At 62.8% G+C, this 14,797-nt stretch carries 15 protein-coding genes; 5 read left to right on the top strand and 10 right to left on the bottom strand.

The genetic code is table 11. The features are described from left to right. Positions 1–5 precede the first annotated feature (5 nt). The 7 genes from AC0Z8Z_RS05695 to AC0Z8Z_RS05665 form a co-directional block, all read right to left on the bottom strand. A complete protein-coding gene (locus tag AC0Z8Z_RS05695; RefSeq protein ID WP_485618319.1) occupies positions 6–1,037 on the bottom strand; it encodes an ABC transporter ATP-binding protein in 1,032 nt (343 codons plus the stop codon). Next, entirely contained in the window at positions 1,034–1,828 is a 795-nt protein-coding gene (locus AC0Z8Z_RS05690; RefSeq protein WP_485618318.1) for an ABC transporter permease, read from the bottom strand. Before AC0Z8Z_RS05690 ends, AC0Z8Z_RS05695 begins: the two co-directional genes overlap by 4 nt. After that, the gene (locus AC0Z8Z_RS05685) at positions 1,825–2,592 is read right to left on the bottom strand and encodes an ABC transporter permease (protein ID WP_485618673.1); all 768 of its coding nucleotides are present in this window, start codon (positions 2,590–2,592) and stop codon (positions 1,825–1,827) included. The genes AC0Z8Z_RS05690 and AC0Z8Z_RS05685 overlap by 4 nt, the downstream gene beginning before the upstream one ends. Positions 2,593–2,694: 102 nt before the next feature. Continuing rightward, positions 2,695–3,699, bottom strand: coding sequence for an ABC transporter substrate-binding protein (locus AC0Z8Z_RS05680; RefSeq protein WP_485618316.1), 1,005 nt, complete (start codon positions 3,697–3,699; stop codon positions 2,695–2,697). Beyond that, positions 3,683–4,702: a LacI family DNA-binding transcriptional regulator gene (locus AC0Z8Z_RS05675; RefSeq protein ID WP_485618315.1), complete on the bottom strand. Its 1,020-nt coding sequence runs from the start codon at positions 4,700–4,702 to the stop codon at positions 3,683–3,685. The genes AC0Z8Z_RS05680 and AC0Z8Z_RS05675 overlap by 17 nt, the downstream gene beginning before the upstream one ends. 264 nt (positions 4,703–4,966) lie before the next feature. Continuing rightward, positions 4,967–7,564 (bottom strand): M10 family metallopeptidase C-terminal domain-containing protein, encoded by a 2,598-nt coding sequence (locus AC0Z8Z_RS05670; protein WP_485618313.1) that lies wholly within the window; start codon positions 7,562–7,564, stop codon positions 4,967–4,969. Positions 7,565–7,715: 151 nt separating this feature from the next. Further along, entirely contained in the window at positions 7,716–8,462 is a 747-nt protein-coding gene (locus tag AC0Z8Z_RS05665) for an SDR family oxidoreductase (RefSeq protein WP_485618312.1), read from the bottom strand. Between the two features lie 101 nt (positions 8,463–8,563). Between AC0Z8Z_RS05665 and AC0Z8Z_RS05660 the strand changes: the two genes are divergently transcribed. Together AC0Z8Z_RS05660 and AC0Z8Z_RS05655 are read left to right on the top strand one after the other, a co-directional pair. Next, positions 8,564–9,469 (top strand): AraC family transcriptional regulator, encoded by a 906-nt coding sequence (locus tag AC0Z8Z_RS05660; RefSeq protein ID WP_485618311.1) that lies wholly within the window; start codon positions 8,564–8,566, stop codon positions 9,467–9,469. Between the two features lie 61 nt (positions 9,470–9,530). Next, positions 9,531–10,046: a DinB family protein gene (locus AC0Z8Z_RS05655; protein ID WP_485618310.1), complete on the top strand. Its 516-nt coding sequence runs from the start codon at positions 9,531–9,533 to the stop codon at positions 10,044–10,046. Positions 10,047–10,180: 134 nt separating this feature from the next. On the opposite strand, the gene AC0Z8Z_RS05650 is transcribed toward AC0Z8Z_RS05655, so the two are convergent. Both AC0Z8Z_RS05650 and AC0Z8Z_RS05645 read right to left on the bottom strand, forming a co-directional pair. Continuing rightward, positions 10,181–10,492 (bottom strand): RcnB family protein, encoded by a 312-nt coding sequence (locus AC0Z8Z_RS05650; protein ID WP_122537145.1) that lies wholly within the window; start codon positions 10,490–10,492, stop codon positions 10,181–10,183. 120 nt (positions 10,493–10,612) lie between these two features. After that, complete coding sequence (locus AC0Z8Z_RS05645) at positions 10,613–11,530, bottom strand: LysR family transcriptional regulator (RefSeq protein WP_485618308.1); 918 nt, start codon at positions 11,528–11,530, stop codon at positions 10,613–10,615. 176 nt (positions 11,531–11,706) lie between these two features. Between AC0Z8Z_RS05645 and AC0Z8Z_RS05640 the strand changes: the two genes are divergently transcribed. The 3 genes from AC0Z8Z_RS05640 (at position 11,707) to AC0Z8Z_RS05630 (ending at position 14,349) form a co-directional block, all read left to right on the top strand. Beyond that, positions 11,707–12,372: a glutathione S-transferase family protein gene (locus AC0Z8Z_RS05640; RefSeq protein WP_485618306.1), complete on the top strand. Its 666-nt coding sequence runs from the start codon at positions 11,707–11,709 to the stop codon at positions 12,370–12,372. Positions 12,373–12,510: 138 nt separating this feature from the next. Next, positions 12,511–13,068, top strand: coding sequence for a GNAT family N-acetyltransferase (locus AC0Z8Z_RS05635; RefSeq protein WP_485618305.1), 558 nt, complete (start codon positions 12,511–12,513; stop codon positions 13,066–13,068). A 102-nt stretch (positions 13,069–13,170) separates the two neighbouring features. Then, a complete protein-coding gene (locus tag AC0Z8Z_RS05630) occupies positions 13,171–14,349 on the top strand; it encodes an MFS transporter (RefSeq protein WP_272634525.1) in 1,179 nt (392 codons plus the stop codon). Between the two features lie 44 nt (positions 14,350–14,393). Here the strand turns inward: AC0Z8Z_RS05630 and AC0Z8Z_RS05625 are convergent, their stop codons facing one another. Further along, the gene (locus AC0Z8Z_RS05625) at positions 14,394–14,759 is read right to left on the bottom strand and encodes a MerR family transcriptional regulator (protein WP_485618302.1); all 366 of its coding nucleotides are present in this window, start codon (positions 14,757–14,759) and stop codon (positions 14,394–14,396) included. Positions 14,760–14,797: the final 38 nt, after the last annotated feature.

The raw sequence follows: 14,797 nt of genomic DNA, 5'->3' as shown, positions 1-14,797 counted from the left end.
AAGAATTACGGGTGCAAGGCGAACAGCGCCTGCGGCTCGATGGCCAGGGCAATGTGATCGCCCGGCGCGTGAATAACGCTGTCGGCGCTGTCCACCAGCAACGGTTGCGCCGCGCCGACCTCAATCAACAAGCGGCTTTGCGCCCCCTGAAAGAACTGACCGAGCAAACGCCCGTGCAGGTGCCCTTCGCTGCTCACCACCCGCAGATGCTCGGGCCGGCAATACACCGTCGTCGGCTCGCCCGCCTCCCCCCATGGGAGTACGCCGCCGCTGACCTTAAGGCCGCTGGCGGTACGCCCGGCCACTGTGAATGCGTTGAGATTGCCAACGAAACCGGCCACGAACGGATTCGCCGGTTGCTGATAAATTTCCCGCGGGGTGCCGAGCTGGGCGATACGCCCTTGCTGCATGACCAGAATCCGGTCGCCCAGGGCCATGGCTTCGCCCTGATCGTGGGTGACGAACACCGAAGTGATGCCAAGGCCGCGCAGCAGCTGATCGAGTTCGCTGCGCAAGCGCTCACGCAGTTGCGCGTCCAGTGCGGCAAGGGGCTCGTCGAGCAGCAGGACTTTAGGCCGTGGCGCCAGGGCGCGGGCCAGTGCCACCCGTTGACGCTGCCCGCCCGAAAGCTCATGAATGCCGCGTTTGGCGTGTTCCTGCAGGCCGACCAGTTCCAGCAGTTCGGCGCAACGCTTGTTGCGTTCGGCGACGGCCATGCCGCGCACCTTCAGGCCATACGCGATGTTGCCTTCCACCGTGAGGTTGGGGAACAGTGCGTAGTTCTGAAAAACCATGCCGACATCACGACGCTCAATGGGCAGACGGGTGACGTCCTGATCGCCGAAGAACACCTGGCCGACGTCCGGCCGCTCCAGTCCGGCGATCATCCGCAGCGTGGTGGTTTTCCCGCAACCGGACGGGCCGAGGATGGCCAGGGTCTCCCCCGCCTCGATGGTCAGGTTGAGGTCGTGAACGGCGACAGTGCCGTCGGCGAAAGCCTTGCGGCAGCCGATCAGGCGCAGCGTGGTTCCAGTCATCTTTGCTCTCCACGGGAAAGGCGTGCGCTGATGGCCTGCAACGCCACCAGCAGCGGCACGATCATCAACAGAAATATCAGGGTGTAGGCACTGGCGACTTCCAGCCGCGCCGAGGCGTAACTGTCCGCCAGGCCGACCGGCAGGGTTTTGGTCATGGGCGTGTGCAGCATCCAGGTGAGGTTGAATTCACCCAGGGACAGCGTCACCACCATCAACACGCCGGCGAGAATCCCCGCCCGGCAGTTCGGCACCACCACGCTGAAAAAACGGCGAAAAGGGCCGGCACCCAGGCTGGCGGCGGCCTCCTCCAGCGTCGGCAGGTGTTGACGCTGCATCACTGCCATTACCGGCCGCACCAGAAACGGCAGGGTGAACAGCACGTGGCCGACCAGAATGAACAGCCAACTGCTGCGGAAACTGCCGAACTGGCCGTAGGTCAGCAACAGGGCCAGGGCACTGGCGAGGCCGGGCATGGCGACGGGCAAGACCATCAATTCCTCGAAGGCGCGACTGAAGCGGTTGTTCATCCGCACCAGCGCATAGGCTGCCGGGACGCCGATCACACAGACGCACACCGCGCAGGCCAGGGCTAGTTGCAGGGACAGCCACACCGTCGGCGAGTACGCCTGCCAGACCTGGACGATCCAGTCGAAGGTCAGTCCGCTGGACACGCCCTGAAAATAATTGCGGGTCAGCCCGGCCACCAGCGACATCAGCACCGGCACCAACATGAAGGCGCAGACCAGCAGCGTGAACAGCAGCTGCGCGATGAACAGCGAAGAACGCTTCACAGGACCGTCCTCGATGGCTTGACCATGCGCCGCGCCAGCAGCAACACCGCCCAGGTCAGCGCGCCGAGCACCACCGACAGCGCAGCGGCGACGGTGAAGTTGGCGTAGTTGGTGAACACGTTGTAGATCGCCACGGGGGTGACATTCAGCTGGGTGCCGAGGGTGAACGCCGTGCCGAACGCGCCCATGGACGTGGCGAAACAGATCGCGCCACACGACACCAGCGCCGGCGCCAGCCCGGGAATAATCACGTCACACACCACCCGCCAGTGCCCGGCGCCGAGGGAATGCGCGGCTTCTTCCAGGCTGCGGTCGAGGCTTTCGCAGGCCGCCATCACCGTGAGAATCACCCGCGGAATGGAGAAATACAGGTAACCGAGGAACAGCCCCGCCAAGGAATACGCAAACACCCAACGCTCACTGGCCAGTTTCAGGCCCAGCATCGCAAAGAGCCCCTGCCGCCCTGCCAGCAATATCACCAGAAAGCCCACCACCACGCCGGGAAACGCCAGCGGAAAAGTCAGCAGCGCCACGAGTGTCGAGCGTCCGAAAAAGCGCTGACGGGCGAGAAACACGCCGGTGATGCCGCCGACCAGCAGCGCGGCGAAAGTGACCACCGCAGCAAGCACGCAGGTTTGCGCCAGGCTGCCCAGGTATTGCGGGCTGCTGAGCACTTGCCAATAACCGCTGCCGGCGCCGTCACGGTGCTGCCCGCCGAGCACTATCAGGTGCGCCACCGGCAACAGCCAGAACGCTGCTAACATGGCCGCCGCGGGTGCCAGGGCCCAGGCGGCCGTTGGGCGCAGACGCCATTTCGGCGCCCCGCGGGCAGCGGCGTCCTGTGCCTTCAAAACTGTGCTGCTCACTTACTTGACCTCGCTCAAGTAACGCGCGGCGAAGGCTTCCTGCACGTCGGCCATGTGCTGGTAATCCACCACGCCGGCGCGGGCGTAATCGCTGTCCGGCAGAAACTGCGCGGCGACGTCTGCCGGCATCTTCATGGCGCGCACGGGGCGCAGATACGCCTTCGCCCACAGCGCCTGGCCCTGCTCGGAGAGCACGAAATCCAGCACCTTCTCGGCGTTGGCTTGATGGGGGGCGTTGGCGACCAGGCTCATCACGTAAGGGACGCTGATGCTGCCCTCTTTCGGGATGACGAAGGCGACGTTGGCCTTGTCCTTGTAGCGGGCGCGGTAGGCGTTGAAGTCGTAGTCCACCAGGATCGGCAATTCGCCGGAGAGCACCCGCGCGTAGGCGGTTTGCTTGGGCACGATTGGCGCGTTCTTCGCCAGTTTCTGGAAGTAGTCGATGGCCGGCGCGAAGTCATCCAGGGTGCCCCCCATGGCCTGGTTGATCGCCACGGCGGAGACGTAGCCGACGAACGCACTGGACGGATCGAGGTAGCCGACCATGCCTCTGTATTCGGGTTTGAGCAGATCAGCCCAACTCTGCGGGATCGGCAAGCCGCCCAGTGCATCGACGTTGACCATGATGCCGAGGGTGCCGGAGTGGATCGCGAACCAGTGGCCTTCCGGGTCTTTCAGGCCTGCGGGAATCTGCTCCCAGCCCTTGGGTTTGTAGGTGCCGACGACGCCGGCTTTCTGCGCCTGCAAACCGAAGGTCACGCCGTAATACACCACGTCCGCCACCGGGGCGGCTTTTTCGGCCACCAATTGCGCCAGGGACTGGCCGGAATTTTTATTGTCCAGCGGCACTTGCACGCCGGTGCTGTCGGCAATGGCCTTGAGCTGGGTGCCCCAGTCCGCCCACTCCGGCGGGCAGTTGTAGCAAATGGCGGTTTCGGCGGCCTGGGTCAGGCTGGCCACGCCACACAGCAGCAATGCCGCCAGGGTTTTACTGAAGCGGATCATGGAGCGTCTCCTTGTAGGGCTGAGTACTTTCGCCCGGCCGGATGTGGCACGGCAGGCAATGGGAAGTCGGGGTGGCGCCGGCAATCTGCGCCAGCAATTGATCGATGACAGTGGTCGCCAGCGCGGCGATGGGCTGGACCACGCTGCACAGGGTCGGGTGCATCTGGGTGCCGATGGCAATGCCGTCGAAACCGATGATCGACAGCTGCTCGGGCACTGCCCAACCGTGACGGCGCAGCTCGGCGATCAGGCTGATCGCCAACAAATCGTTAGAGCAGACCAGTGCCGTCGGCGCCTGAGGGCCGCTCAACAACGGCGCGAGGGCGCTGAAATCAGCCTCGGTGTGGCTGGGCATCTCGATGATGGCCATGGCGTTCAAGCGGTGTTCAGCCATGGCGTCGCAGTAGCCCGCGTAACGCTGCCGCGCCCGGTCGGACTGCAGCGTCGGCCCCGCCACCATGCCTATGCGGCGATGACCGGCGTCCAGCAGATAACGCGTGGCGAGGGCCATGCCGGCGCGGTTGTCCACCGAGACCGCGCTGTATTCAGTGCTGCCGGGCTGGTGATAAGCGAGGACAAAGGGCGTGTCTTCGGTGCTGAGGCTTTGCAGGACGCGATTGCTACGGGCATCGGTCACAGTGAGGACCAGGCCGTCGACACGCTGACGCAGCAGTTCTTCAACCACCGCGCTTTCCCGTTCGGCGCTGTAATCGGTGGTCGCCAGCAACAGGTTGTAGCCCCGCAACCGCGCGGCGCGCTCCATGGCTTGAAACTGTTCGGCGAACACCGGATTCAGCAGGCTCGGTACGACCACCCCAATGAGCTGGGTGGTTTGCAGGCGCAGCTGGCGGCCCAGCAGATTGGGGCGAAAACCCAGTTCCCGCGCGGCGGCGAATACTTGGTCTCGGGTGGTGGGACGCACCACGTCGGGGGAGGCGAAACATCGGGCAGCGGTCGCTCTGGAAACCCCGGCCACCCGTGCGACGTCTTTCAGGTCACTCATGTTCACTCGCTTGAGATCGATCTCATTGGCGAGGACATTACGGCGTCAATGTGGCATTTCAGGGGCTGGGGTGTGACAGATTGGAGTCAGTGGGTGCAGTGGCATTGACTGCGCCCCCTTGCATGGGACTGGCTGCGGACGAGTTGTGGGACCGGCTTTAGCCGGGAAGGCGTCAGGTGTCACACCCCAAATGCACGGGTGTTTGGACTGGCCTCTTCCCGGCTGAAGCCGGTCCCACTAATAGACAACATGCATCCCGTGAAATCAGGCGTCGGACAACACCACTTGGTCCATCGGCGCCGCCACACCCACCACTTTAATCTCAGCCGCATTGGGTGCCGCACTGAACGCGAAGTCTTCGGCGTGCAGGCTGTGACTGTAATCCCCCGCCAGGGTGACCTGGAATTTCTGGCCTGCGCCGTCCGCTTCATTACTGCGCACGTAGGTGCGGTCGCTGTTGGCGTTGTAGCCGACCTGCAAGGAGCCGTCGCGACCGTTGCCCAGGCCGGTGAAACCCAGCGCGGAGACGTCCAGAATGTCGTGGCCGGTGGTGAAGTCGGTGATCAGGTCCGCCGCGCCAACGTAGCTGTCGCTGATGTGATCGAAGCGGAAAGTGTCCGCCCCGGAACCGCCAGTGAGTCGATCGCTGCCACCGCCGCCGACCAGTAAATCATCGCCGACGCTGCCGGCGAGCACGTCATTGCCCGCCATGCCGAACAAGGTGTCGTTGCCCCAGTCGCCATACAGCGTATCGGCGGCCGCGGTGCCGGTGGCGTTCACCGAAGTCAGCGGTTGGGAGGAATCGACACGGGTGTCGTCCGGGTTGGCGAACAGCACATTGCTGGCGGTCAGGTCGTAGAGGTGATTCCCGTTGATCAGGATTTCGAAGCGGTTGCCGTCGACATCAGGCTCCAGCGACTTCAGCGCCGTTTGATCGCCTGCCAGATTCAGCACGACTTTGAGCGTGCCGTCGTAACCGTTGCCCAGCCCTTTGAAACCCAGCGCCGTGAGGTCGAGGCGATCATGGCCGTTGCTGTTGAAATCCGTGATCACATCACGTTGGGCGTAGCTGCCGCTGGCGTCGTTGCGCAGGCTGTCGCTGACGCGGGTGTAGACGAAGGTATCGGCGCCGGCCCCACCCGTCAGCGTGTCACCACCGCTGCCACCGAGCAGGCGATCTGCGCCACCGTCGCCGGACAGGTTGTCGCGCCCTGCGCCGCCGATCAGCACATCATCGGTGGCCGTGCCCAGAAGCTTGTCGTCACTGGACGTGCCGGTAATCGACGAGAAGAAATTCGCCGCGCCCAACGTGCTCAGGTGGTTGCCGTCGAGTGCCAACTGGAAGCGGTTGCCAGCAGCGTCCGCGTCCAGGCTGGAGAGATAGGTGATGTCGGTGCCAGCGTTATAGGTCGCCTTGAGCGTACCGTTGTGGCCATTACCCAGGCCGGACAATCCCAGCAGCGTCAGGTCGAGGCGGTCACTGGCATCGTCGAAGTCGGTGATGCGATCAGTGAACGACGTCGTCGCTGTGCGGTAGCTGTCACTGACCGAGCTGAACCGAAACACGTCGCTGCCCGTGCCGCCGCTGAGGCGGTCCGCGCCTGCGCCGCCATGAATCACGTCGTCACCAGCGCCGCCATCGATGCGATCGCGGCCTGCGCCGCCGCTGATGAGTTCGTCCGAGCGGCTGCCGATCAATGTGTCCGCGCCAGCACTGCCGCGCACGATCAGCACATCGCTGTTGTTGTAGACCTGGCTTTGGTTTCCCGCCGCGCTGATGTCACCGGCATGGGTGCCATTGATGACATTGCCGAAGATCACACTGCCCTCGACGCTCGCCGCGTCCGACGGTACCTCGGCCACGCCAAAGGTGGATCCGGCGCTGCCAGTGATCAGGTTGTCGTAGACGAAATTCTGCGTGCCGTTCTCGCTGCCCAGGTTGCGGATCGCCACTTCCGGCACGTCGTTGCTCTGCGCGTTGGCGTGGATGACGTTGTCGGACACTTCGATGTGGGTCGTGCCCTGCAGGTTGACGCCCGACCCGCCGTTGTCATGGATGTCGAGGCGATACACGCCGCCGTATTCGATACCGCGCATGTGCACGCCGTCGCCGCCGTTGCCATAAACGTCGCCGCCGATGACGCTGAAAAAGCCCGTATCGACGCCACTTTCTTCATGGACGTGAATCCCGTCGCCAGCGTTGCCGGAAGCGAGGCTGTCGGTCAGCGACATCGCCACGCTGCCAAGCCCGACATTGATGCCGTTGCCGCTGTTGTCCAGCGCGCGGTTGTCCTGAAAGGTCAATGCGGGGAGCGACCCGCCCAGTGCGAAGCCGTCGGAACTATTGCCCGTGGCCGTGCTGTTGCGCACCGTCAAATGCACCGACGCGCCGGTCAGGTCGAAACCGCTGCCGCTGAAGTTGGTGGCGGTGACGCCATCGATCACCAAGTTGGTGCTGCTCGCCCCTGACTGCGACCAGCCACTGACCTGCCCGCCGCCGTTGACCTGATTGCCATCCAGCGAGAGATTGCTGACGGTCGCGTCTCGAACGGTGCTGCCTGCTACCACGCCCAACAGCGACGTGGTGCTCGACGCGGTCGCATTAGGCCCGACGCCATCGGCCAGCTTGAGCACGCTGTCACCGGCACCATCGCCGGTGAGCGTGACGTTGCTTTTCAGCGCCAAGGCGTTGCCCGAACCGTCACTGTCCGACACGAGCCAGGTGCCGCCAGGGATGTAAACCTTGCCCCCACCCGCAGCGCTTGCGGCATCAATTGCCTTCTGGATGGCGATGGTATCGTCAGTGACGGAGTCGCCCTTGGCGCCATAATTACGGATATCAAAAGTGGGGCTGATGCTCATGCGCTGCTCCTGCCTGGAATACTGACGACCTGTGAACCCGTTGTCGCAACCGGTTCGGCGAACAGGTTGGACCGGCGGATTTCCTGATTGTTAGTACCTTTCCATGGGCTTTCGTCGGATGGACAGCACGATCGGCGATAACGGCGGTTGTTCAGCCTGCCTGCCCCATCAGTGCAACTGCATCGGTGCCAGCGGCAATACGCATCGGCGACGCAGGCTCATTCGCTGTACGCCAGATCGCATCGGCGACGTCCTGCGCCTCGGTCACCAAGGTCGAGTGCGACCATTCGCTGAACACGTGTTGAGCCAGATCGGCATAGGCGTCCGGAATGCTGCCCTGCATGCGCGGCTGTGCATTTTTGCCGAAGTCGGTCCCCGGTGCGCGGCCCGGCAACACCAGATGGACACGAACGTTAAACGGCTCAAGCTCCAGCGCCAGGGATTCGGTGAACGCATTCACCGCCGCCTTGCTCGCCGTGTACACGCTAAGCAATGGCAGGGATTTGAGGGTCACGCTGGAGGTGACGTTGATGACGACCCCCGCGTTGCGCCCGCGGAACTGCGGCAGCGCGGCCTGAGTCATCGCCATGGTTCCAAAGGTATTGGTCTCGAACATGCTGCGGACCTTGTCCATCGAGCAGCCTTCTAGAGCGCCGAGCAGTCCGATGCCTGCGTTATTGACCAGCACATCAATCGGCCCTGCAGCGTCGATCGCCTTCTGGATGCTGTCTGGGTCGGTGACGTCCAACGCAAGCACGCGCAGATGCTCGGACGCTTTGAAAAGCGCTGCATCGGGCGTGCGCATGGTCGCGACCACCTTCCAGTTTCGGTCGAGGAAGTATTGGGCGGTAACCAGGCCGAAGCCCGATGAGCAGCCGGTGATCAGAATGGTGTTCATGGGTGTGTCTCCATCGCGTGATTGACAGTGACGCCACGATAAGCTGTGGTAACCGGACTTAATATCATCCCCCGTCCGCTTTTCTTTAGCAGGAGTCCGGCATGTTCGATCCGCTCGCTGAGGTCGTCACCCTGCTGCAACCCAATGCTTCGCTGTCCAAAATCGTCAGCGGCGCAGGGGCATGGCGGGTACAGCGCTCGGTGCACGGCCAGCCGTTCTACTGCGCGATCCTGCAAGGGGCATCTCGGCTTTCGGCGGCCGGACATTCGCCGATCACCCTGCAGGCGGGCGACTTCGTGTTGATCCCGGCAGCTTACGATTTCGAGATGATGAGCCTTCAGCCGCTGCCAGACGGCGACGGCGAGCGCGCTCCTCTCGAGGTCCGTCCTCGGGACATACGTGTCGGCCCGCTCGACGCGCCCGTCGACGTTCAGTTGTTGGTCGGTCACTGCACATTCGGATCGCCGGACGCTGCCTTGCTGGTGTCGCTGCTTCCGCAACTGATTCATGTGCGCGGCGAGCCCCGGCTTGCGACGCTGGTGGAGTTGGTGACCGAGGAAGCCCGCGCTCAGCGGCCAGCGAGGGACGTGGTCCTCGCCCATTTGCTGGAAGTGCTGTTCATAGAGGCGCTGCGCTGCACCGCCACCGAAGCTGCGCCACCGGGGTTGCTGCGCGGGCTGAGTGACGAGCGCCTCGCGAAGGCGTTACGGCAGATGCACGAGCACCCGGGCAGGCCGTGGACCGTGGAAGAACTGGCCAGGGAATCTGCCCTTTCGCGCTCAACGTTCTTCGAGCGTTTTCAGAACGCATTGGGCATGCCACCCATGGCGTATCTGTTGGCGTGGAGGATGGCGCTGGCGAAGAAACTGCTGCGTGAGCGCGTGGAGGACATTGCCGGGATTGCGCAGCGCGTGGGTTACGGCTCGGTAAGTGCGTTCAGCGTCGCCTTCACCCGCTACACCGGGCGCGCGCCGGGGCGGTATTCGCGGGAAGGCAACGTGGGATGACTGACCCTGCGCGAACTTACTAACATTCGTCACTCCAGCCACTTAATGCGGGCACTCTCCGATGAACAGCTATCTGGCGCAGGCACACAATAATCGATGGTCGAACCGGCGCCTGCTCTCGGCATGCCTGGGGTTGAGCAATGAAGAATACCTGGCGCCGCGAACAGGTTTTTTTCCCTCAATTGAGCTGACGCTGCGGCACATACTGGATGTCGATCAGTTCTACCTGGCCGCGCTGACGTTTGATCTGGAAGGTCAACGAAAGGATCTGCCCGAGCATCTGTCGCTGCAGGAAATCGTCCAGCTCCAAACGGACGCGGACGACCGACTTGTTACGTATTGCGAAGGTCTGGATGAGCACGCGCTTTGTCGTCGAGCGGGTGTGGTGCGGGCGATGGGCATTATTCCGGAACGCGTGGATCGCCTGTTGCTACATCTGTTCCAGCACCAGATTCACCATCGTGGACAGGTCCACACCATGCTGTCCGGTACCCGCATACCGCCGCCACAACTGGACGAGTTTTACCTGGATGGGGATTTGCCCTTGAGGGCATCGGACAAGCCACTTCCCGGCTAAAGCCGGTCCCACATGTTCACTGCGTACATTCAGTTACACTGGCGATGGACGCATTGTAGGACCGGCTTCAGCCGGTAAGGCATGAGCCGGCGCGCCATCATGTAATGGCCAAACAAGCAGCTCCTGTCGCCGACTTACTTATGTCCCTTAGCCGGGACCATCTGTTTGATCGTGCCGGTGGGAATGTCGATCAGGGCATATTTGTCCTCGAGCTGCACCCATTGCTGGTTTTTGTCCGGCGCGCTCAAATGACGTGCTTTCCAGTCTTTCAGCGCCAGGCTCGGACGTTGGTACTGGTCAGGGGCGTTGTCGCCTTCCTTGATTTCCTTGACCCCTGCACCCGGGCGATCCATCGTCACGCTTGGCTGTTCGGCAGCGTAGGAAAAGCTGCTGACTGCGCAGACTGCGGTGAACAACAGATGAGGGAGGTATTTCTTTCCGAGCATGATCAGGTCCTCTGGCAAACGAGTGCCGCTAATTGAGTAGAGATTGACGGTGCATCCGTCATGCTCTGACCGGGGCTGATTCCCAGAGGTTCGATCGGATCACGTGCATTCAGGCCCGTATCATCTACGCTCGCGTTCAGCCCCACCGAGATTGCCCCCCAAGACGTCGATGAGGTGTGCGACGAGCGCCCGCACTTTGGCCGAAGGTTTGGGGCCGGAGGGAAATACGGCGAACGCCTGCAAGGGCTCCAGTTCGTAGTCGGGCAACAGGTGGACGAGGCTGCCGTTGCGCAGGTGTTCTGCTGCCATGAGTGTCGTGACGTTGGCAATCCCGAGCCCTGCAATGGCAGCCGCCAGGACGCCAGGGGCCGCATCGATTTTGACGCGCCCGAGCAGTGTGACCCGTTGCTCCACGCCTGACTTGATGAGCGTTAACGTGCTTTTGGCCGGATAGCTGTGTTCGTGCAACAGCGCGTCGTGAAGCGCCAGGTCTGCGGGCGCTTCCGGCAGCCCTCGTTTGGCGATGTAGGTCGGGGACGCCACCAGCACTCGCGGCACCGACGCGATTCGCCGAGCGCCAAATGTGGAATCCTCAAGGGTGCCCATTCGAATGGCCATGTCGACACCGGCTGCCACGAGATTCTGCCGCTCGTCGCGCATGCTGATCTCGACGCGCAGTTCGGGATATCGCTCGAGAAAATCGGGCAGTGCGGGAATCACTGCCAGGGTGCCGTACGCAATGGGCACCGCCAGACGCAAGGTACCGCGCAAGGAATCGATGCCACGGGCAGCGTCTTCAGCGTCCTGCAGATCGGCCGCCGCCTGGCGTGCCTTGTCCAGAAACGCCGCGCCCGCTTCAGTCAGGGCCACACTTCGGGTCGTGCGCAGCAACAGCTTCACGCCAAGCCGAGCTTCCAGTCCGGTGACGATTCGTGAAGTCGAAGGCTGAGAAAGCCCGAGCGCCTGAGCGGCGCGGGAGAAGCTGCCCGATTCGGCCACGCGGGTGAAAACCTCGATCTCCAGCCAGCGATCAGTCATTTGAATTCCAGATAAGTGTTCTGCGAAACGGCGGCATTATTTTGTGCGAAGCAAGAGTCTACCGTGGCCTCGTCATTCAACGGAGCTGACGGCTGACATTCATTCATGGCCCGCTTCATACCATGGGTGCCAATGCCAACGCCGGCTGGTTCCATCATCGAACTGCGAGGAAAATCATGTCCATCAAACTCTACGGCGATCCGGGCTCGGGCAGTCTTCGGCGCGTCACGGCTGCGGCTGCGGTCATGGGCGTCGACATCGAACGCATCAACGTCGATTTATTTAAGGGGGAAAGTCATACCCCTGAGTTTTTGAAGCTCAACCCCCACGGCCTGACGCCGGTGCTTCAGGACGGCGATACCGTCATCTGGGAGGCGTCGGCGATCAACCTCTATCTCGCCGCAAAGGCGAGCCCGGATTTAAACCTGCTTGGACTAACAGAAGCAGAGAGGTTCGAGGTTCTGCAGTGGATGTTCTGGTCGGGTGAACAATGGCGGGTATTCTCGACCTTTCTCTTCAACGAATGGGCCGGCAAGACGTTGACAGGCAAACCGCCGACCGACGCCGTGGTTGAGCTGTCCATGGGCAATATCCGCAATGCTGCGATGGTGCTGGATGCCCACCTGACGTCCCGGAAATTCATCGTCGGTGATGCCCTGACCCTTGCGGACATCGACATTGCAGCGCCCTTTTCGCAGTACCAGCGAACAGGCGCGCCCTTCAATGAATTCCCGAATCTGATGGCCTGGCAACAGCGTCTGCTCGACACTGTACCGGCATGGGCGGCCACTCGAGATGAGGTGGAAGCGCGCATGAGTGGCGTGCTTGACGACCTGGGCTGACACCGAAAGGTGTGGGAATCCGTGTTCCCGCACCGCTCGTGCCCCTCGACATCGGGGCTGCGCGCCGCCGGTGCAATGGACTGCGTCCCTGCAACGCGTTAGCGTCCGCCCTTCAGCGACTCCGAAGGACAAACCCGCATGGACAGCCCCACGTTCCAGACTCCCCGACTGACACTCGCCCCGCTGCGGTTAACCGATGCGCCCGTCATTCAACAGTTGTTTCCCCAGTGGGAGGTGGTCCGGTATCTGGACAGCCATGTGCCATGGCCCTATCCCGACGACGGCGCGCTGACCTACCTCCGCGACGTTGCGCTTCCTGCCATTGCAGAGGGGCGCGAATGGCACTGGACCCTACGCCTGACACCAGAGCCGGCGCGGGTGATCGGCTGCATCAGCCTGCACGATCAGCCCAAGAACCATCGGGGGTTCTGGCTGGCGCCGCAGTGGCGCGGTCACGGTTATATGCAGGAGGCATGCGAAGTGATCAACGCCTTCTGGTTCGAAACCCTGCAGCGGCCAGTCATGCAGGTGCCCAAAGCCGCTGGCAACGACGCGTCGAGGAAGATCTCCGAACGCGAGGGCATGCGCATGATCCAGCGCCGGAACGCCAATTTCGTCTCGGGCCCGATGGTGCAGGAACTCTGGGAGTTGACGCGCGATGAATGGCTGGCGATCAAAGCACGGACCTCGGGATGATGCAGCAGGGACTGATTTTCAGGGGCAGTTGCTTGATTGCCTGTTGACCTGCCCCGTCTCAATCCCTAGGGTAGCCGGCCTTCTTTACCCGTCAGGAACCCCATGTCCAGCCGCAGCACACTCCCCTCCACCGTCTACCTTCTGGGCCTGACGATCTTCTCGCTGGTGACGGCCGAGTTCATGGTCGCTGGCATGATGCCGGCGCTGGCCGATGCGTTTTCGGTCAGTCTCGCCCAAGTCGGCAACCTCATCGCCTTCTATGCCCTGGGCATGGCCATCGGCGGTCCGCTCGTGACCGTCCTGCTGCTGTCCAGAGGCGTCAGCAACAAACGCTCGTTGATCGCGTTGCTCATCTGTTACGTGGTGGCCGGCGCCATTGCAGCCGCCGCCCAAAGTTATCTGGTGCTTGCCGCTGCTCGCGTGGTCATGGGCATCTCCAGTGCCGTGTGCATCGGTTTGTGCATGACCGTGTGCGCAGCCCTCGTCACCCCGGAACGACGCGGTCGCGCGGTTTCAGTCGTCCTTGCCGGGCTGATGCTGTCCCCCGTCGTGGGCGTGCCGCTGACCACCTGGGTCGAGCAACACTTCGGCTGGCGTGCGAGCGCCTGGCTGGTGGTGGTGCTGGCGATGCTGTGCACCGTACTGGCGAGCAAGCGCCTGCCGGCGAGCGCCAATGGCAGCGAACCGCCGCTGCGCCAACAAGTCGCGGACATGAAGAATCCGCCCCTCTGGGCGGCGTACGTCACCAGCGGGCTGATCATCGGCGCGACCTTTGCCGCATTCAGCTACTGCACGCCCATCCTGATTCAGGAAGTCGGCGTCGCGCCGAAATTCGTTGCGCCGTTGCTGGCGCTGTATGGCGTCGCGAACGTGTTGGGCAACTGGGTGGTGGGCCGACTGGCGGATCGCTACATGATGGCGATCGTCGGTTGGGGCCTGGCAATCATGGTGCTGGCGTTGTCGGGCTTTGCCCTGGCCGGGCATCACCTGTGGCTGAACCTGATGTGCTTCCTCGCCCTCGGGCTGACCGGTGTGGCGCTGAACCCTGCGATGGTCGCCCGGGTCATGAAAGCGGCCGAGCCCGGCGCGCTGGTCAACATCATGCACACCTCGGTCATCACCGCCGGACTGGCGTTCGGCAGCTGGGCGGGCGGTGTGACAATCGATGCGGGCCTGGGGTTGCGATCGCCGCTCTGGGTCGGTGCGGCGATGGCTCTGGCGGGCTTGCTGAGCCTGGTGCGGCCGATTGCGATGCGTCGCAGCCAGGCGTTGTGCGACTGAAGGCGTCGTCACTGACGTCGGTGTATTGCGAGGTGACGTGTCCTTCAGGGCACGTCAGCGCCTAACAGCGGACAGACGTGCCCCGCCCGCTCGGCCAACAGATTACGCAGCGCGTGCATCTGCCTGATCCGCTCGTCCAGCAACGCGATTTTCTCGGCGAATAATCGCGCCAGCAGGTCGCTGGAGACCTGCTCGCTGTTCCACAGCAGCGGCAGGTTTTCGCCGATTTCCTTGAGCGAAAACCCCAGCTGTTGCGCCAGCTTGATATACCCCACCAGCTGCAGCGTCTCCTGCGGATAATGCCGATAGCCATTGGCACTGCGTTGAGGCTTGATCAGGCCTTTCTCTTCATAAAACCGCAATGCATCCACGGACACGCCCGCACGCCCTGCCACTTCGCCTATTTTCATGACGTTCAATGCTCACGTTGACTCTGGACCTAAGACCA

The sequence above is a fragment of the Pseudomonas sp. 1L-C-7-B-C1 genome, assembly GCF_057291635.1.
Note: the sequence above shows the minus strand (reverse complement) of the source record. Positions and strands in the feature narration are given on the sequence as shown.